At 73.5% G+C, this 18,206-nt stretch carries 16 protein-coding genes; 6 read left to right on the forward strand and 10 right to left on the reverse strand.

Going from position 1 to position 18,206, the window contains the following annotated elements; genetic code table 11:
* Together ACZ53K_RS26755 and ACZ53K_RS26760 are read right to left on the reverse strand one after the other, a co-directional pair.
* The coding region (locus tag ACZ53K_RS26755) for a HAMP domain-containing protein (RefSeq protein ID WP_468841215.1) at nt 1-698 on the reverse strand (698 nt) is incomplete at its 3' end.
* 6 nt (nt 699-704) lie between these two features.
* Complete coding sequence (locus tag ACZ53K_RS26760) at nt 705-1,358, reverse strand: response regulator transcription factor (RefSeq protein ID WP_030021221.1); 654 nt, start codon at nt 1,356-1,358, stop codon at nt 705-707.
* 364 nt (nt 1,359-1,722) lie between these two features.
* On the opposite strand from ACZ53K_RS26760, the gene ACZ53K_RS26765 reads away from it, so the two are divergent.
* Complete coding sequence (locus tag ACZ53K_RS26765) at nt 1,723-1,896, forward strand: hypothetical protein (protein ID WP_167515092.1); 174 nt, start codon at nt 1,723-1,725, stop codon at nt 1,894-1,896.
* Nucleotides 1,897-2,031: 135 nt separating this feature from the next.
* Here ACZ53K_RS26765 and ACZ53K_RS26770 read toward each other — a convergent pair whose 3' ends face one another.
* Nucleotides 2,032-2,832, reverse strand: coding sequence for an inositol monophosphatase family protein (locus tag ACZ53K_RS26770; protein WP_468841218.1), 801 nt, complete (start codon nt 2,830-2,832; stop codon nt 2,032-2,034).
* A gap of 84 nt (nt 2,833-2,916) precedes the next feature.
* Nucleotides 2,917-4,098 carry a ferrochelatase gene (locus tag ACZ53K_RS26775; protein WP_468841220.1) on the reverse strand — a complete coding sequence of 394 codons (1,182 nt, stop codon included), beginning with the start codon at nt 4,096-4,098 and terminating at the stop codon, nt 2,917-2,919.
* Nucleotides 4,099-4,241: 143 nt separating this feature from the next.
* On the opposite strand from ACZ53K_RS26775, the gene ACZ53K_RS26780 reads away from it, so the two are divergent.
* Nucleotides 4,242-5,552 carry an MFS transporter gene (locus ACZ53K_RS26780; RefSeq protein ID WP_468841222.1) on the forward strand — a complete coding sequence of 437 codons (1,311 nt, stop codon included), beginning with the start codon at nt 4,242-4,244 and terminating at the stop codon, nt 5,550-5,552.
* Nucleotides 5,518-6,831, forward strand: a complete 1,314-nt coding sequence (locus ACZ53K_RS26785) for a D-arabinono-1,4-lactone oxidase (protein ID WP_468841224.1) — start codon at nt 5,518-5,520, stop codon at nt 6,829-6,831. Before ACZ53K_RS26780 ends, ACZ53K_RS26785 begins: the two co-directional genes overlap by 35 nt.
* Nucleotides 6,832-7,127: 296 nt before the next feature.
* Here ACZ53K_RS26785 and ACZ53K_RS26790 read toward each other — a convergent pair whose 3' ends face one another.
* A complete protein-coding gene (locus tag ACZ53K_RS26790; RefSeq protein WP_468841226.1) occupies nt 7,128-8,264 on the reverse strand; it encodes a hypothetical protein in 1,137 nt (378 codons plus the stop codon).
* A 496-nt stretch (nt 8,265-8,760) separates the two neighbouring features.
* Here ACZ53K_RS26790 and sepH point away from each other — a divergent pair, with 496 nt between their 5' ends.
* Nucleotides 8,761-9,825 carry a septation protein SepH gene (gene sepH / locus ACZ53K_RS26795; protein ID WP_468841228.1) on the forward strand — a complete coding sequence of 355 codons (1,065 nt, stop codon included), beginning with the start codon at nt 8,761-8,763 and terminating at the stop codon, nt 9,823-9,825.
* A gap of 96 nt (nt 9,826-9,921) precedes the next feature.
* On the opposite strand, the gene ACZ53K_RS26800 is transcribed toward sepH, so the two are convergent.
* Nucleotides 9,922-10,758, reverse strand: coding sequence for a sulfurtransferase (locus tag ACZ53K_RS26800; protein WP_468841230.1), 837 nt, complete (start codon nt 10,756-10,758; stop codon nt 9,922-9,924).
* A 273-nt stretch (nt 10,759-11,031) separates the two neighbouring features.
* Here ACZ53K_RS26800 and ACZ53K_RS26805 point away from each other — a divergent pair, with 273 nt between their 5' ends.
* Complete coding sequence (locus ACZ53K_RS26805) at nt 11,032-11,805, forward strand: VOC family protein (RefSeq protein WP_468841232.1); 774 nt, start codon at nt 11,032-11,034, stop codon at nt 11,803-11,805.
* A 39-nt stretch (nt 11,806-11,844) separates the two neighbouring features.
* On the opposite strand, the gene ACZ53K_RS26810 is transcribed toward ACZ53K_RS26805, so the two are convergent.
* The 4 genes from ACZ53K_RS26810 to ACZ53K_RS26825 all read right to left on the reverse strand — a co-directional run bounded on the left by ACZ53K_RS26810 (nt 11,845) and on the right by ACZ53K_RS26825 (nt 17,397).
* Complete coding sequence (locus tag ACZ53K_RS26810; protein ID WP_468841234.1) at nt 11,845-12,498, reverse strand: thymidine kinase; 654 nt, start codon at nt 12,496-12,498, stop codon at nt 11,845-11,847.
* Between the two features lie 160 nt (nt 12,499-12,658).
* On the reverse strand, nt 12,659-13,867 hold the full coding sequence (locus tag ACZ53K_RS26815; protein ID WP_468841235.1) for an alkaline phosphatase family protein: 1,209 nt from the start codon (nt 13,865-13,867) through the stop codon (nt 12,659-12,661).
* Complete coding sequence (locus tag ACZ53K_RS26820) at nt 13,867-14,454, reverse strand: DUF5998 family protein (protein WP_003981824.1); 588 nt, start codon at nt 14,452-14,454, stop codon at nt 13,867-13,869. Before ACZ53K_RS26820 ends, ACZ53K_RS26815 begins: the two co-directional genes overlap by 1 nt.
* A gap of 90 nt (nt 14,455-14,544) precedes the next feature.
* Nucleotides 14,545-17,397: a bifunctional acetate--CoA ligase family protein/GNAT family N-acetyltransferase gene (locus tag ACZ53K_RS26825; RefSeq protein WP_468841238.1), complete on the reverse strand. Its 2,853-nt coding sequence runs from the start codon at nt 17,395-17,397 to the stop codon at nt 14,545-14,547.
* A gap of 356 nt (nt 17,398-17,753) precedes the next feature.
* Here ACZ53K_RS26825 and ACZ53K_RS26830 point away from each other — a divergent pair, with 356 nt between their 5' ends.
* The gene (locus ACZ53K_RS26830) at nt 17,754-18,035 is read left to right on the forward strand and encodes an HPr family phosphocarrier protein (protein WP_358581480.1); all 282 of its coding nucleotides are present in this window, start codon (nt 17,754-17,756) and stop codon (nt 18,033-18,035) included.
* Nucleotides 18,036-18,206: the final 171 nt, after the last annotated feature.

Consider the following 18,206-nt stretch of genomic DNA (forward strand, 5'->3'; position numbering starts at 1 on the left):
TCCGGCGAGGCGTCGGGGTCGGCGAGCTGGACCTCCAGCAGCGTGCGGTTGATCGCCAGCGGGGTACGCAGCTCGTGCGAGGCGTTGGCGACGAAACGGCGCTGGGATTCGAAGGCCCGGTCCAGCCGGTCGAGCATCTCGTCGAAGGTGTCGGCCAGCTCCTTGAGCTCGTCGTCCGGGCCGCCCAGCTCGATGCGGCGGTGCAGGTCCGAGCCCGCCACCCGCTGCGCGGTCCGGGTGATCCGGCCCAGCGGCGACAAAACCCGGCCCGCCATCGCGTACCCGAAGGCGAACGCGACGACGGTCAGGCCGAGCAGTGCCAGCAGGGAGCGGTTGAGCAGGGTGTTCAGGGCCTGCGCCCGCTGGTGCTGGAGGCAGCTCTGGATCGCCTGGGTGAAGATCTCCCCGGAGGTCTGGCTGGGCAGGTCACAGACGTTGCTGGTGGCCGCGAAGTTGCCCCGGAGGATCTTGACGGGCAGTTCGCTGCCTTCCTGCAGCGCGTTGGCGGCCAGCATGTAGATGATCGTGAGCAGCACGATGCCCGCCATCAGGAACATGCCGCCGTACAGCAGGGTGAGCCGTATCCGGATGGTCGGGCGCAGCCAGGGGAAGGGCCGGACGTTGACCGGCTTCGGGTCCCAGGTGGGCATGGGCGGTGTGGCGGGTGGCGGGGTGGGCGCCTTGGAGGAAGCGGGCATCGTCGATCAGATCCGGTAGCCCGATCCGGGCACCGTGACGATCACCGCGGGCTCGCCCAGCTTGCGGCGCAGGGTCATGACCGTCACCCGTACGACGTTGGTGAAGGGGTCGGTGTTCTCGTCCCACGCCTTCTCCAGCAGCTGCTCGGCCGAGACGACCGTGCCCTCGCTGCGCATCAGGACCTCCAGCACCGCGAATTCCTTCGGCGCGAGCTGGACCTCCTTGCCGTCGCGGAAGACCTCCCGGCGGTTCGGGTCCAGCTTGATGCCGGCCCGCTCCAGGACGGGCGGCAGGGCGACCGTCGTACGGCGTCCCAGGGCCCGTACGCGGGCGGTCAGCTCGGTGAAGGCGAAGGGCTTGGGGAGATAGTCGTCCGCGCCGATCTCCAGGCCCTCGACGCGGTCGCTGACGTCGCCGGAGGCGGTGAGCATCAGGACGCGGGTGGGCATCCCCAGCTCGACGATCTTGCGGCAGACGTCGTCGCCGTGCACCAGCGGCAGGTCCCGGTCCAGGACCACCACGTCGTAATCGTTGATCTCGATGCGTTCCAGGGCGGCCGCGCCGTCGTACACCACGTCGACGGCCATGGCCTCCCGGCGCAGTCCGGTGGCCACCGCATCGGCGAGCAGCTGCTCGTCCTCGACGACGAGAACACGCACGTCGCAAATCCTTCCTCAGGGCCCCGGAGAAGTTCCGGGGCACGGCAAACTCGGAGCCCCTCCATCCTGCCCCGAACAGCTGTAAACCGGCAGTAAGAGGGGTGGGTGGTGGCCCGGCACGCCGCTTTCCGGGGCCCGGGCCGACGGGTCGCGGGCCCCGGAACCGTGTCTTCCGGGCGGTTTTCGAATTCCCGTGCCGTCTGAGGTTTCCGTGAGGTTGCCCATGGGGAGGACGACTGCACACCCGCGATCACGCCCTGTTCGGCGCCATGCCGCGCTCTGATCCATTCGCAGGGACCACGCCGTGATCGCCCCGCCCGTCGGCACACCCCCGTGCCACCGACCCACGACGAGGGGGCGCACCATGGACGCGTTCACCGCAGGCATTCTGCAGCGCATACGGAACACCGAAGCCGACCTCGACCGGGCCCGCGAGTCGGGCGACGACTTCCTCGTCGAGGTGGAACAGGCCGAGCTGGAGGATCTGCAGCGCCTTGCTTCCGAGCACGGCGTGCAGGTCACCGCAGCCAGCGCCTGACCATCTCCCGGCCGCGTACGACGGCAGCGCCCCGGACCCGCGAAGGGTCCGGGGCGCTGTCGCGTTCGGGTCCGGGGCTCAGAGCCTGTGTCATAACGACGGGCGCTGCTCCGACCGGGGTTATGACACAGGCTCTCAGTCGTGCCAGGCGCCCAGCTCCTCCAGCAGGGGCTGGAGGATGGCGAACACCTCCGGCGAGGCGGCCAGGGCCAGGTCGTTCGAGGCGGGCTCGCCGGGGCGGCCGCCGGTGAGCGCGCCGGACTCGCGGGCGATCAGGGCGCCGGCCGCCATGTCCCACGGGTTCAGCCCGCGCTCGTAGTAACCGTCGAGCCGGCCGCAGGCGACGTCGCACAGGTCGATCGCGGCCGAACCGCCGCGCCGGATGTCGCGGACCTGCGGCAGCAGGGTGCGCAGCACCTCGGCCTGGGCGGCGCGGCGCTCGCCGATGTAGGCGAAGCCCGTACCGATCAGGGCCTGGGACAGCGGCGGCGCGGGGCGGCAGTGGACCTGTTCGCCGTTGCGGAACGCGCCGCCGCCCAGCACGGCCTGGTACGTCTCGCCGCGCATCGGTGCCGCGACGACGCCGACGACGGCCTCGCCGTCCTGCTCCGCGGCGATGGACACGGCCCAGGAGGGCAGCCCGTACAGGTAGTTGACCGTGCCGTCGACCGGGTCGATGACCCAGCGCACCCCGCTGCTGCCCGTGACGCTGGCGCCCTCCTCCCCCAGGAAGCCGTCGTCGGGACGGTGCTCGGCGAGGAAGCCGGTGATCAGCTTCTCGCTGGCGATGTCCATCTCGGTGACGACGTCGATGGGGCTGGATTTCGTGGCGGCCACGCCGAGGTCGGCGGGGCGGCCGTCGCGCAGCAGCTCACCCGCGCGGCGGGCGGCCTCCAGGGCGAGGTCGAGAAGTTCGTCGTGCAGCGGATCGGACACGGTGCTCCTTGCTCGTACGGGCGGCCGGTCGGGGCGGCCGTGCGGGGCGGCGCGGCGGCGCCGCCGGTGGGCTCTCCTCGGGTCCTACCCCTGGACCTCCGCGACCGGTCCCGTCCAGTCCGCGCCCGCGGCGGCCGGGCGCGGGGTGCGGGCCGGGCAGCAGCCGACGGGGCACAGGTCGTGGCTCGGCCCCAGCTCGCCGAGGGCGCAGCGCGCCGGGGTGCGGCCCTGCTCGGCGGCGGCGCGCTCCAGGACCAGGTCGCGGACGGCCGCCGCGAAGCGCGGGTCGGCGCCGACGGTGGCGGAGCGGGCGACGGGCAGGCCCAGTTCGGCGGCCTTGGCGGTGGCTTCGGTGTCGAGGTCGTACTTGACCTCCATGTGGTCCGAGACGAAGCCGATGGGGGCCATGACGACCGCGGGGACGCCCGCGCCGTGCACCTCTTCGAGGTGGTCGCAGATGTCCGGCTCCAGCCAGGGGATGTGCGGGGCGCCGCTGCGGGACTGGTAGACCAGCCGCCACGGGTGGTCGACGCCGGTCTCCTCGCGGACCGCCTCGGCGATCACCCGGGCCACGTCGAGGTGCTGGGCGACGTACGCGCCGCCTTCGCCGTCCTCGGTGTGGTCCTCCGGGGTGCCGGACGTGTCGGCCGCGGCGGTCGGGATGGAGTGGGTGGTGAAGGCGATGTGCGCGCCGTCGCGGACGTCCGCGGGCAGTTCGGCGAGGGAGGCGAGCACGCCGTCGACCATCGGGCGTACGAAGCCCTCGTGGTTGAAGTAGTGGCGGAGCTTGTCCACCTGGGGCACCGGCAGGCCGTCGGCCTGGAGGGTGGCCAGCGCGTCGGCCAGGTTCTCGCGGTACTGGCGGCAGCCCGAGTACGAGGCGTAGGCGCTCGTGGCCAGGACGGCGATACGGCGGCGGCCGTCGCGGACCATCTCGCGCAGTGTGTCGGCCAGGTAGGGCGCCCAGTTGCGGTTGCCCCAGTAGACCGGCAGGTCCAGGCCGTGGTCGGCGAAGTCCTTGCGCAGGGCGTCCAGCAGTTCCCTGTTCTGCGCGTTGATCGGGCTGACGCCGCCGAACAGGAAGTAGTGCTGCCCGACCTCCTTCAGTCGCTCGCGCGGGATGCCGCGGCCGCGGGTGACGTTCTCCAGGAAGGGGACGACGTCGTCCGGGCCTTCGGGGCCGCCGAAGGACAGCAGCAGCAGGGCGTCGTAGGGACCGGGGGTCCCCCCGGCGGTCGGAAGGGGCGGATCGCACTGTTCGGGCATGTCTTCGATCCTGCCACCAGCCACTGACAGCCGGAAAACCGGAGGCGGCCACCCGCGACACGCGCGTAAGCTGTCTCGGCCCCAGACATGCCTTACCGACCTCCGGACCCCCGGCGGCGGCTCTTCACCGGCGGAGCTCCCCCATGCCCAGCCCGTACCGCGCGCTCTTCCACACGCCCGGCACCAGGTCCTTCACCGCTGCCGGCTTCCTGGGCCGTATGACGCTGTCGATGACCAGCATCGGCATCGTCACCATGGTCTCCCTGCTGACCGGCCGGTACGGCGTCGCGGGCGCCCTGGCGGCGACCGTCGCGATGTCCTCGGCGGTGCTCAGCCCACAGGTGTCCCGGCTGGTGGACCGGCACGGCCAGCGCCGGGTGCTGCGCCCGGTGACCCTGATCGCCGCGGCCGCCATGGCCGGTCTCCTGGTGAGCGCGCAGCAGGGCTGGCCCGACTGGACCCTGTTCGTCTTCACCGCCTGCGCGGGCTGTGTGCCGAGCGTCGGCGCGATGGTCCGGGCCCGCTGGGCGGCCGTCCACAGCTCACCGCGCCTGCTGCACACGGCGTACTCGTGGGAGTCGATCGTCGACGAGGCGTGCTTCATCGTCGGCCCGATCCTCTCCATCGGCCTGTGCACCTCCTGGTTCCCCGAGGCGGGACCGCTGCTCGCGACCGTCTTCCTGGTGGTGGGGGTCTTCTGGCTGACGGCGCAGCGCGCGACCGAGCCGGCGCCGCATCCGCGCGAACACCAGGCCAAGGGTTCGGCGTTGCGCTCGCGCGGCCTCCAGGTGCTGGTGATCACCTTCGTGGCGACCGGCGCGATCTTCGGCGCGATCGACGTGGTGACGCTGGCGTTCGCCAAGGAGGAGGGCCACCAGGGCGCCGCCAGTCTGGTGCTCGCGACCTACGCGCTGGGGTCGTGCGCCGCCGGCGTGGTCTTCGGAATGATCCATTTCAAGGGTGCGGCCGCCCGCCGGTGGGTGGTGGGCGTGTGTGCGATGGCCGTGAGTATGATCCCGCTCCAACTGGTCGGGAACCTTCCGTTGCTGGCCGTGGCGCTCTTCTTCGCGGGCCTGTCCATCGCGCCGACGATGGTGACCACCATGGCCCTCGTCGAGCAGCACGTACCGCGCGCGAACCTGACCGAGGGCATGACCTGGACCAGCACCGGGCTCGCGGTCGGGGTGGCGCTCGGCTCGTCGGCCGCCGGGTGGGTGGTGGACGCGGCCGGAGCCGGCCGCGGCTACCTGGTGCCGGCCGTGGCGGGGGCGCTCGCGGCGGCGGTGGCGTTCCTCGGATACCGCCGGCTGCGGCCGGCGCCGCAGCGTGAGGGGACGGGCGCAGATGGCCGAGGCACACGGCACGACCGGCAGGAACAGGACGACTCCACGGACGGGCGTGGCCCGCACGGTGCGGGCGATGCGGGGGACGCCGCCTCGGCCCGCCTGGCGTAACTGGGCGGGCACCGTCGCCGTACGGCCGGCGCGCAGTGTCGCGCCGGCCTCCACCGGTGAACTGGCCGCGGCGGTCCGCGCGGCGGCGGCCGACGGGCTGACGGTCAAGGCGGCCGGCACCGGCCACTCCTTCACCGCGGCCGCCGCCACCGACGGGCTGCTGATACGGCCTGATCGCCTGACCGGCATACGGGAGGTGGACCGCGCCGCCGGCACGGTCACCGTGGCCGCCGGCACCACGCTCAAGCACCTCAATCAGGTCCTCGCCTCGCACGGCCTGTCGCTGGCCAACATGGGCGACATCATGGAGCAGACGGTCTCCGGCGCGGCGAGCACCGGCACCCACGGCACCGGCCGCGACTCGGCGTCGATAGCCGCCCAGATCACCGCGCTCGAACTGGTCACCGCCGACGGCACGGTCCGCACCTGCTCCGCGACGCGGCACCCGGAGATCTTCGCGGCGGCCCGGGTGGGGCTGGGCGCGCTGGGCGTGATCACGTCCGTCACCTTCGCCGTGGAGCCGCAGTTCTGGCTGTCGGCCTGTGAGGAGCCGATGTCCTTCGACCGGGTGACGGCCGAGTTCGACCAGCTCGTCGCGGAGAACGAGCACTTCGAGTTCTACTGGTTCCCGCACACCGGCAACTGCAGCACCAAGCGCAACAACCGCAGCCAGGGCCCCGCCGCCCCGCTCGGCCGGATCAGCGGCTGGATCGACGACGAACTGCTGTCCAACGGGGTCTTCCGCGCCGCGTGCGCCGTCGGCCGCGCGGTGCCCGCCACCGTCCCGGGCATCGCCCGGCTCTCCAGCCGCGCGCTGTCGGCCCGCACGTACACCGACATCCCGTACAAGGTCTTCACCAGCCCGCGCCGGGTGCGCTTCGTGGAGATGGAGTACGCGCTGCCGCGGGAGGCCGCCGTCGGGGCGCTGCGCGAGCTGCGGGTGCTGGTGGAGCGCTCGGGCTTCCGGGTGAGCTTCCCGGTGGAGGTGCGCACCGCGCCGGCCGACGACATCCCGCTGTCCACCGCCTCCGGGCGGGACACCGCCTATCTCGCCGTCCACATGTACCGGGGGACGCCGTACCGGGAGTACTTCACCGCGGCCGAGCGGATCATGACGGCGCACGGCGGGCGGCCGCACTGGGGGAAGCTGCACAGCCGCGACGCCGCGTACCTGGCCGGCGTCTATCCGCAATTCGGCGCGTTCACCGCACTGCGCGACCGGCTGGACCCGCAACGCCTGTTCACCAACGCCTACCTGCGGCGGGTGCTGGGCGAGTGAGGCCGGGGCCGGGCCGGCCGGACCGCCCGGACGGCTGAAACGCTCATTCGGCCCAACGTTCCGCAGGGATGAACGGCCCGGTGGGCTCCCCGGCCCGGCAACGGAGCGGCCCGGACCCGGCGCGCTGCCGGGTCCGGGCCGTTCGGTGGCCGCCCGTACGGGGCGGTCCGGTCCGTTCTCCCGCCGAAAGGGATTCGGTCCCCGTCACGGACGGAATTTCCGCTCCGGTTAAGGGGATTAGGTCCCCGTGCGGGACGGCATTACGTCCCGCACGGGTGCGGATTTCCGTCCCGCGTTCACGAGGATTTCGGGTCCGGGGGCTGCTGTCCGCCGGGCTCCTGCTTGTTCCGGTCGCCGGAATCGCCCTGGGAGTCGTCACCGCCCTTGCCGGTGTCGTTCCCGGTGCCGCCGCCGGGCTTCGACGGCTGCGGGCTCGGCGGCGGGGTGGGCTTGCCGCTCCGGCTCGCGTCCGGGCTCGGCGACGGCGTGGACGGCTTGCCCGTACCGCCGGTGGTGCCGTCACCGGTGCCGGTGGAGCCGCTGGGGCCGGGCGACGGCGTGCCGCCGGTGCCGCCCGTCGTGCCGTCGCCGTGGGAGGTCCCGGGGGACGGCGAGTCCGAGGCGGGCGGGGCCTTCGGCTCGGACTTGTGCGCGTTGCCGCCGAAGACGTTGCTCACCGAGGTCCCCGGGGCACCCGACGCGTCCTGGCCGCTGAGCAGCTCGACGCAGGTGACGGCGCCCATCGACAACACGAAGACCGCCAGCGCGGCCAGCCCCGGCCGCTTCCAGCCGCGCAGCCGGGTGCCGTACGTGGCGGTGCTGACCTCGTCGGCCCGCTGCGGCACCGCGGTGGCCCCGGCCGGCCGGTGGCCGGGCCGGGCCTGCCCCAGCGCCATGGTGCGGTCGTCGAGGCGCGGCACCAGCTGTGTCCTGTCGGTGGCCCCGGCGTCCGCCCCCGGGCCCCGCGCCGCGTCGGCCTGCGGCAGCATCCGCGTACGGTCCGGGTCCCCGGCCTGCGGCAGCAGCTGCGTACGGTCGGTGCCGCCGGCCGGGCCCTGGTCCTCGGCCGCGACGGACGTGATCTCGTCCTCCGCGCCCTGCCGGTCGAAGGTGGGCAGCACCATGCCGGTGCCGGACCCGGTTCCCGGCGTTCTCCGGGAGACCGAGGACCGGCGCGGCTTCGGCCGGGTGCCGACAGTCGCGGCTTCCTTGAGCTGCTCGCCGGTACGCCGGAAGAGGTGCTGGAAGAGCGAGCCACCGGTCGTGGCCACGACACTCACCACACCCGCGCCGATGATGGTCCCGTACACGCCGAGCTTCCCGGCGAGAAACGCGGCGACGGCAGCCGCCAGGGCACTGCCCGCGACCTGAGGAAGGCTCAGGTCGAGCCGTTTCTCCTTCTTTTTCGTGTCGGTATCGCTTTTGTTGTCCATCTCCAGCCTTTGATCGCCCCTTCGATCCATCTTGCACGGACAAGTGACCTACGAGCGAAGCCGGTAGTTCCGATTCTGCGGATTCTGTGAACCTCGCCACCCGTCACACCGTGTAGAGAGATCGACAAGGCGACCAACTCCCTTGGCGCAGGTGAACTTCGGCGGCGCGGCGGTCCACCTCAGTGGCCCGAATGGAGTACTGTGGCGAGCCCTGGCCCCGGAATCCCGTCCGGCTGCCCGGATACACGGGAAGGGGCCGGAAGGTGGCACTCACCCCCGGGTGCCGCCACCGGGCACGGGTGACTGGGAGCAGGAACAGGACATGGTCACTGAGCGTTGCGAACAGGTAACCGTGTCATAACGGCGTTTCTGGGCCAAGCCTCGACACGCCGGGTAACTCGGCAATGTTGTGGCAGGCTGCACCCGGGCAGGCCACACTCGACTAGCGGAAGCAGCGACGCACGTGACGTCGGCAGGCACCACCCGGGAGGTCCCCATGCCCGAACTGCGTGTCGTGGCCGTCTCCAACGACGGCACACGGCTGGTGCTCAAAGCTGCGGACAGCACCGAGTACACGCTTCCGATCGACGAGCGGCTGCGCGCCGCGGTCCGCAACGACCGCGCGCGGCTCGGCCAGATCGAGATCGAGGTCGAGAGCCACCTGCGCCCGCGGGACATCCAGGCCCGTATAAGAGCAGGTGCCTCCGCCGAGGAGGTCGCCCAGCTCGCCGGCATCCCCGTCGACCGGGTGCGCCGCTTCGAGGGTCCGGTGCTCGCCGAGCGCGCCTTCATGGCCGAGCGGGCCCGTAAGACGCCCGTACGCCGCCCCGGGGAGAACACCGGCCCGCAGCTCGGCGAGGCCGTCGCGGAGCGGCTGCTGCTTCGCGGCGCCGACAAGGACTCCGTGCAGTGGGACTCCTGGCGGCGCGACGACGGCACCTGGGAAGTCCTGCTGGTCTACCGTGTCGCGGCCGAGCCGCACTCGGCGAGCTGGACGTACGACCCGCCGCGGCGGCTCGTCCAGGCAGTCGACGACGAGGCGCGGGCGCTGATCGGCGAGACCGACGACACCCCGGAGCCCAGCTTCCCGTTCGTGCCGCGGATCGCCCGGCTGCCCCGCGACCGGCCGCTGGACCGCGCCCTGGACCGCCAGACGTCCCAGGACCGGGACCGGGACCGTACGGGCGGCGAGGACGACGAGCAGGCGCGGGCCGAGGACGGTTCCGGCGAGCGGGAACGCGACTCGCTGACCAGCCTCCTGGAGGCGGTGCCCAGCTTCCGCGGCGACATGGTCGTACCGGAGCCGGCGAAGGCGCCCGCGCAGGAGGAGCCCGTCGAGGACGAGGAGCTGGAGGAGCCGGCCGCTCCGGCGGCCAGCGCGGGCGCGGGCTCCGCCTACGCCGACGTGCTCATGCCACGGGCGGTGGCCGGCCACCGGGACCGCCTCACGGGGACGACCGACCGGCAGGCCGAGGCCGACGGCGTACGGCCGGGGCGGCGCGCCGCCGTACCGAGCTGGGACGAGATCGTCTTCGGGACGCGGCGCAAGAAACCGGAATAGCGGCCGGGCCCGCGCGGGCCCGGCGGCCGAGCGGTGTCGCACACCGTACGCCCGCCCGTCGCGCGGACGGGCGTATGGGACGAACCCGGCCCGGTGTCAGCCGGCCTGCGCGCCGGTGGCCACCGGACGCGTCGGATCGCCGGACCACTCGCTCCAGGAACCCACGTACAGCGCCGCCGGAACGCCCGCGATCGTGAGGGCCAGCACCTCCTGCGCGGCCGAGACGCCCGAACCGCAGTAGACCCCGACCTCGGCGTCCGCGGTGGCTCCGAGGGCGGTGAAGCGTGCGGCCAGCTCCGCGGGCGGCAGGAACGTGCCGTCGGCGGCGAGGTTCTCCGTCGTCGGCGCGGACAGCGCGCCCGGGATGTGCCCGGCCACCCGGTCGATGGGCTCCACCTCGCCCCTGTACCGCTCCCCCGCCCGCGCGTCCAGGAGGACGCCGCGCCGGGCCAGGGCAGCGGCCTCGTCCGCCGTCAGCAGCGGCAGCGCGCCGGGAGCCGCGGTGAAGTCGCCGGGCGTCGGGGACGGTACGTCGGTGCCGAGGGCTCCGCCGGACGCGGTCCAGGCGGCCAGCCCGCCGTCCAGGACCCGTACCGAGGGGTGTCCGGTGTAGCGCAGCATCCACCACGTACGGGCAGCGGACCACCCCTGACCGCCGTCGTACACGACGACCGGGCCGTCCGCCGTGACCCCGGCCCGGCGCATGGTCCCGGCGAAGGCGTCCAGGTCCGGGAGCGGATGGCGGCCGGCCGGACCGGCCGGGCCCGCGAGTTCGGCGTCCATGTCCACGTACACGGCGCCGGGTACGTGGCCGGCCTCGTACTCGGGGCGGCCGGGCGGGCCGCCGAGCCGGTAGCGGACGTCGAGGAGGACCGGCGGGGCCCCGGAGGCCAGTTCGTCCGCCAACTCGGCGGCGGTGATGATGGCGTTCATGGGCCTCATCCTCGCGCAGGCGGGCCCGGTGGAGAAGCGGTGTCCGTTGGCCGCGCGGGCTCAGCCGGGCAGCTCACGTGGCGCGTCCCCGAACGGCAACGTCGCCGAAACGGGTGCGAAACATCAAATCGGGCATTCTCCCATGGGAACGCGCCGAAGCGGCGCGGCCGGGGCGCGCAGCGGATGAGGGGGTGCGAGCATCTGCACGGGACGGCGCACTCGCGCCCGGTCCCCGCACGGCCACCACCCCGATGGTCCGAGGAGAGAGTGACGATGACGACCGAGGCAACGACTCGGCGGACGCCCGGCGCGCCTTGCTGGGTGAGTCTCATGGTGCACGACCTGGCCACGACGGAGCAGTTCTACAGCGCGCTGTTCGGCTGGGAGTTCAAACCGGGACCGCAGCACTTCGGTCCGTACGTCCGGGCGTATCTCCACGGACGGGAGGTGGCCGGGATCGGGGAACTGGCGCCCGACCGCCAGCTGCGGGTGGCCTGGACGACGTATCTGGCGAGTGACGACGCGGACGCGGCCGCCGAGCAGATCCGCGGCTGCGGCGGCACGGTCGCCGTCGGACCGCTGGACGCGGACGACGAGGCGGGCCGGATGGCGATCGCCTCGGACCCACAGGGTTCGGTCTTCGGCCTGTGGCAGGGCAAGGAGATGGTGGGCGCCGCGCTGGTCGGCGTGCCCGGGGCGCCGGTGTGGAACGAGCTGGTGACCCGGGAGACCGGCGTGACCGCCTTCTACGAGGCGGTGTTCGGCTACGAGACCCGGCCGGAGGAGGCCGTCCCCGACTATCTGACGCTGCATCTCAAGGGCCGGCCGGTGGCGGGCGTGCACGGCGTCGGCGACGCGCTGCCGCGAGAGCTGGGGCCGCACTGGGTGACGTACTTCGCCGTCTCGGACACCGATGCCGCGGTGCGGCGCGTGGCGGAACTGGGCGGCCGGGAGGTGCGGGCGGCCCGGGACACGGCGTACGGGCGGGTGGCGACGGTCGCCGACCCCGAGGGGGCCGTGTTCGCTCTGCTCCAACAGCCCGGCTGAGCGGACGGTCCCGCAGCCCGGCTAAGCGGCCGGCCGGCGCTACTCGGCGCTGTAGACCGGCAGCACGTCCGGGGAGAGCGCCGCCGCGTGGGCGGAGGCGGAGGTCTGCCGGCGCCGGTGATGACGGCGGCAGAGCACTTCGTAGCCGACCTCGGCGGGGGCGCTCTGGACGTCGCCGATGACGACCTGCGCGCCCTCGACGACCATCTGGCCGTCGAGGGTGCGGGCGTTGTGCGTGGCGCGGGCGCCGCACCAGCACAGGGCCTCGACCTGGAGGACCTCTATCCGGTCGGCCAGTTCGACCAGGCGCTGCGAGCCGGGGAACAGCTTGCTGCGGAAGTCGGTGCTGATGCCGAAGGCGAAGACGTCCAGCTCCAGGTCGTCGACGACCCGCGCGAGCTGGTCGATCTGGTCCGGGGCGAGGAACTGCGCCTCGTCGGCGATGACGTAGTCCACCCGGCCGCCGGAGCTGAGGGCGGCGACGATGTGCGCGTAGAAGTCCATCTCGTCCGTCGCCTCGACGGCCTCGGTGACCAGGCCGAGGCGGGAGGAGAGCTTGCCGCGGCCCGCCCGGTCGTCCCGTGTGTAGATCATTCCTTGCAGGCCGCGGGCCGAGCGGTTGTGCTCGATCTGCAGAGCGAGGGTGCTCTTTCCGCAGTCCATCGTTCCGGAGAAGAACACCAGCTCGGGCATGGAGAACGCGGGCCTTTCGGGCTCGTATCGGGTGGGGGACGGCCGGGAGCGCGCGTGGGGTGCGCTCACCGGGCGGCGGGGCGGGCAGGGTGGGGCGGACGGGGCCGGGCGCAGGTGCACGGCTCGGGTACGGGGCTCGGGTGCGAAACTCGGGACGGGCTCAGGTGCGGACTTCGAGGAGCGGGACGAGCTGTTCGGCCGGCGTCATCGAGCCGTGCATACCGACCATCGCGGACTCGCGCGGCTCCGTCTCACTGGCCACGATCACCATGTCGGCGTGCGCGGCCACGACGACGTCACCGATACGGGCCCGGACCCGGTCGTCGACCCGGGGGCCGAACCACCCGGCGGCGATGGCCTCGTCACGGCCCGCCACCCACATATGTTCCCCGACCACCTCCCGCCATACCGCGAGCACGTCACCGGCCGCGCCGAGGTGCGCGTACAGATGCCGCGCACGCCCCTCGCCGCCCAGCAGCCGCACTCCGGCACGCAGTTCCCAGTCCTCGTCGAAGTCGATGCGGTGCTCCGGGTCGAACGGGATGTCGACCATGCCGTGATCGGCGGTGACGTACAGGGCACTGCGCGGCGGCAGTTGCTCGGCGAGCCGCTGCGCGAGGCGGTCGACGTACATCAGCTGGCCGCGCCAGGCGTCGGAGTCGACGCCGTAGCGGTGCCCGGCGCCGTCCACCTCGGCGTAGTACGTGTAGACCAGCGAGCGGTCACCGGCGGCGAGCTGCTCGGCCGCCAGGTCCATGCGCTCCTCGCCGGCCAGCCGGCCGTGGAACGTGCCACCGCTGAGCGCCACGTCGGTGAGCGGGGTCCGCTCGAAGTTGGGCGAGGAGACCTGGCAGGTGTGGATGCCGGCGGCGTGCGCCTGCTGGAAGACGGTCGGGTACGGCTGCCAGGCGTACGGGTCGGTCCACGGGTACCAGCGCAGCTGGTTCATCAGCTCGCCGGTGTCCGGATTCAGGCAGGTGTAGCCCGCCAGGCCGTGCGCGCCCGGCGGCAGGCCGGTGCCGACGGAGGCGAGCGAGGCGGCCGTGGTGGCCGGGAAACCGGCGGTGATCGGGCTGCCGGTGCGGTTGAACGAACTGTCCAGAAGGGACGTCAGGAACGGCGCCTCGTCCGGGTGGTCGCGCAGCAGTTCCCAGCCGAGCCCGTCGATGAGGAAGACACAGACACGGTCGGCGGGGTCCAGGCCCATGCCCGGCGCGCCCGCCTGCCCGGCGCCGGGCAGGATCAGGCCCTGTCCGGCGGTGATGGCGGGCAGCAGGTCGGCGAGCGAGCCGGTGCCGTACGCGGGCACGGGCGCGCCGGCCAGGTCGAGGGGTTCCGGTTCCGGCCAGGCGGGGACGGCGTGCGCCATCAGCGGGTGGTGGCCGCGGTGGCTTCGGACAGGGCCTGCGCGAAGGCGAGGGTCTGCCGCACGGTGTCCGGGCCGTCGCCGGCCTCGCTGACGCGCAGCGACAGGTCGTCGGCCGTCGAGGAGCCGGTGTAGCCGTGGTCGGCCTCGCAGTTGGGGTCGCCGCAGGTGGCGGGCTCCAGGTCCAGACGGGCGACGGCGCCCCAGCCGATGGTCAGCACGACCTCTCGGGGCAGCCGGCCCGGGGTGTACGACTCGGGGTTGGCGACCACCCGGCTGAGCACGACGGACGAGATCCGGCCGAGCTTCACGGACTCGGTGGAGGTCGTCGCGTACGGCGAGGGCGAGGTGTCGTCGGCGGACTGCTCGTCGGTGTGGCTGACGATGAAGCGGGTGCCCGTCAGGACCAGGACCGTGACATGGCGGCGGACCTCGTTGGCGTCGAAGGTCGTCTCCTGGTGGACCAAGTACGACACCACCGGCTCGCCGCCGACCGCGGCCTGCACCGCCTCGGCCACCAGGGCCGGGTAATAGCCGCTGCGCTCGATCGCCGCGCGCAGCCCTTGGGTCGTCGTACCGGTCTTAGCCATGCGGCCATCTTACGGGGCGTACCGGCCGGGGCGGGTCCGAGCGCCCACGTCCGGGCCCGGGGCCCCGGCGAGGACCCCCGGCACCGGCTCTCAGTAGGCGGGCATCCGGCGCGGCCCCAGGTCGGTGGTGGCCGGCGGGCGGGCCAGCCGGACCGTGGCGTCCAGGACGGCGAGGCCGTGCGCGGCGACGACGACGGGCTCCAGGTCGACGCCGACGACCTCGGGGTGGTCGTCGACCAGCCGGGAGACCCGCAGCAGCAGGTCCTCCAGGGCGGCGGTGTCCACCGGCTGGCTGCCGCGCCAGCCGAACAGCAGCGGAGCCGTGCGGATGGACCGTATCTGCTCGGCGACGTCGCGGTCCGTCGCGGGAATGAGCCGGTGTGCCGTGTCGCCGAGGAGCTGCGAGGGGGCGCCGGCCAGGCCGAAGGAGAGGACGGCGCCGGCGGCCGGGTCGATGGCGGCGCGGACGACCGTGTCGACGCCGCGCGGCACCATCGGCTGGACGACCGGGCGCAGCTCCTCCGGCTTGCCGAGGAAGTCGGTCAGCTCGGCGTAGGCGCGGCGCAGCTCCGCCTCGCCGGTCAGGTCGAGCCGGACACCGCCGAGGTCGGGGCGGTGCCGCAGGTGCGGTGCGGTGGTCTTCAGGGCGACCGGGTAGCCCAGGCGGGCGGCGGCGCGTACGGCGGTGTCCGGGTCGGGGGCCGGGTGGGCGGGGCGTACGGGGATGCCATAGCGGGCCAGGAGGGCGTGGGCGTCCTCGGCCGGCAGCGGGACGGAGCGGGTGATGTCGGCGTGCCGGGCGAGTTCGTCGAGCAGCCGGTCGATGTCGGTGCCGGCGGCGGCCTCGTCGATGTCCTCGTACTCGGGCACCCGGCCCGGCTCGGCGACGTCCCGGCGCCATTTCGCGTACCGCACCGCCTGCGCGAGCGACCGGACGGCGCGCTCGGCAGCGGGGAAGGCCGGTATCAGGGGGGCGGGAGGGGTGGTGGGGGGCATCGGGTCGGAGGTGGCGGGGGCTTGCGGGGCTTCGGTGGCCTTGGTGACGCCCTCCGAGGACGGTGGCGGGGCCGCCAGCGCGTCGGCGAGGGCGTCCATGGCCAGGTGCACGACGGTGACCGGCTTGGCGGGCGCGGCGGCCGAGGCCGCTTCGCGGAGCGCCGCGGCGAGGTCGGCGCCCTCGCCCGGCGAGGCCACGCCCCCCTCCCCCACCCAGGGGATGGCCGTGACGACGACGGCGTCGCAGAGGCCGTTGGCCAGGGCGGCGGACAGGGCCGTACGGAAGTCCTCCGGTGTGGCCGCGGCGGCGAGAACGTACGGCCGCAGCGGCCGCAGCCCCTCGGTCAAGCAGGCGTCGTAGGTCAGCAGGGCGAGGGACTCGCTGTTGCCGAGGATGGCGACGCGCGGGCCGTCCGGCAGCGGCTGGGAGGCGAGCAGCAGTCCGGCGTCGATCAGCTCGGTGACCGTGTCGACCCGGATCACGCCGGCCTGGCGCATCAGGGCGGAGACCGTGCTGTCGGGGATGCGGACCGTGGGGACGGTGTGGCCGAGCGGCGCGGTGCCGGTGTGCCGGGCGCCCTTGGCGACGACGACGGGTTTGACGGCGGCCGTGCGGCGGGCGAGCCGCATGAACTTGCGCGGGTCGCCGATGGACTCCAGGTACAGGATCGCGACGTCGGTGGCGGGGTCGTCGTACCAGTACTGGAGCAGGTCGTTGCCGGAGAGGTCGGCGCGGTTGCCTGCCGACAGGAAGGTGGAGATGCCGGCGATCGAGCCGTCGCCGGGGCCGCGCCGGTGCAGGCCGCTGAGCAGCGCGATGCCGATCGCGCCGGACTGCGTGAACAGGCCGATGCGCCCGGCGCCGGGCATCTGCGGGGCGAGCGAGGCGTTCAGCCGGACGTCCGGGGCGGTGTTGATCAGGCCGAACGCGTTGGGCCCGATGAGCCGCATGCCGTACGAGCGGGCCTGGCGCAGCAGGGCACGCTGCCGCTCGCGGCCCTCGGGGCCGGACTCGGCGTACCCGGAGGAGAGGATCACCAGGCCGCGTACGCCGTGCTCGCCGCAGTCGCGGACCACGTCGGGGACCTGGGCGGCGGGGACGGCGAGCACCGCGAGGTCCACCGGCTCGGGGATCTCGGGCACCGAGCGGTGGCCGGGCACGCCCTCGGGGTCGAGACGGGTGCCGCCCTCGGGGAAGGCGTGGTTGACCGCGTACACCCGGCCCGGATAGCCGGAGACGAGGAGGTTGCGCAGGACGGAGCGGCCGACGCCGCCGGGGGCGCGGCCGGTGCCGATGACGGCGACCGAGCCCGGCGCCAGCAGGCGCTGCACGGAGCGGGCCTCGGCGCGCTGCTCGCGGCCGCGCATGACGGCCATGGACTGCTCGGTGGGCTCCAGGTCGAACTCCAGGCGCACCACGCCGTCTTCGAAGGTGCGCTGCTGGGTGTACCCGGCGTCCGTGAAGACCTTGATCATCTTGGTGTTGGCGGGCAGCACCTCGGCGGCGAACCGGCGGATGCCGCGCTCCCGGGCGACCGCGGCGACGTGTTCCAGGAGGGCGGAGGCCACCCCGCGGCCCTGGTGGGCGTCCTGGACGAGGAAGGCGACCTCGGCCTGGTCGGCGCCGGGCTCCTTGGCGGGGCGGCCGCGCTCGTCGATGCGGTCGTAGCGGACCGTGGCGATGAACTCGCCGCCCACGGTGGCGGCGAGGCCCACCCGGTCGACGTAATCGTGGTGGGTGAAGCGGTGCACGTCGCGGTCGGACAGGCGCGGGTAGGGCGCGAAGAAGCGGTAGTACTTCGACTCGTCCGAGACCTGTTCGTAGAAGGAGACCAGGCGCTGCGCGTCGTCGGGGGTGATGGGGCGGATGCGCGCGGTGCCGCCGTCGCGCAGCACGACATCGGCTTCCCAGTGGGCCGGGTAGACGCTGTCGGACAGGCTCTGCATGGGGCACAGCGTACGGCCCGCCACCGACAACCGGCTCGGTGTGCGTGCCCGTACGGGCCGGGGCAGGGTGGGGCGGGGACGGTGGGCCCCGGACGGAGAGGGCCGGACGGAGGGGTCGGACGGAGGGGGCCGGACGGCGGACCGGCGGGCGGAAGGTCCCGGATAACGGGCCTCCGGCGGCGGATCCCGGATGGCGGACGGTCCGGCCGTACGCCCGAGAGCTGCCGGTAGCGTGCCCTTGGCCTGCGGAAAGCGCCGTGGCGAGCCCGCCACGAGCGCCCCCGCGGGCTGCCGGAGCACTCCCGGCAGCATGAGACACTGGTCTAGACAACTGTTACGACTTGAAGGGCAACACCATGGCTGAGCGCCGCGTCAATGTCGGTTGGGCCGAGGGTCTGCACGCCCGCCCCGCCTCGATCTTCGTCCGTGCGGCCACCGCCGCCGGGGTTCCCGTGACGATCGCGAAGGCCGACGGCAACCCGGTCAACGCGGGCTCCATGCTGGCCGTGCTGGGCCTGGGCGCCCAGGGTGGCGAGGAGATCGTGCTGGCCTCCGACGCCGAGGGCGCCGACGCCGCGCTCGACCGTCTCGCGAAGCTGGTCGCCGAGGGCCTTGAGGAGCTCCCGGAGACCGTCTGAACCGCCTCGCGGGTCACTGTGTTCGCGGCTCCGCCGCGGTAGCCGGGTTTCCGGCGCCGGGCGGGGCCGCTTTTGTATGCCCTGTACGTCCGTCGCGGCTCGCGAAAGCATGGAGCGGGTCACTCACGCCCGGGCGCACCCGCAAACGCACGCCGACCCGGATATCGCGCG

This window comes from Streptomyces sp. NPDC033221, assembly GCF_055577005.1.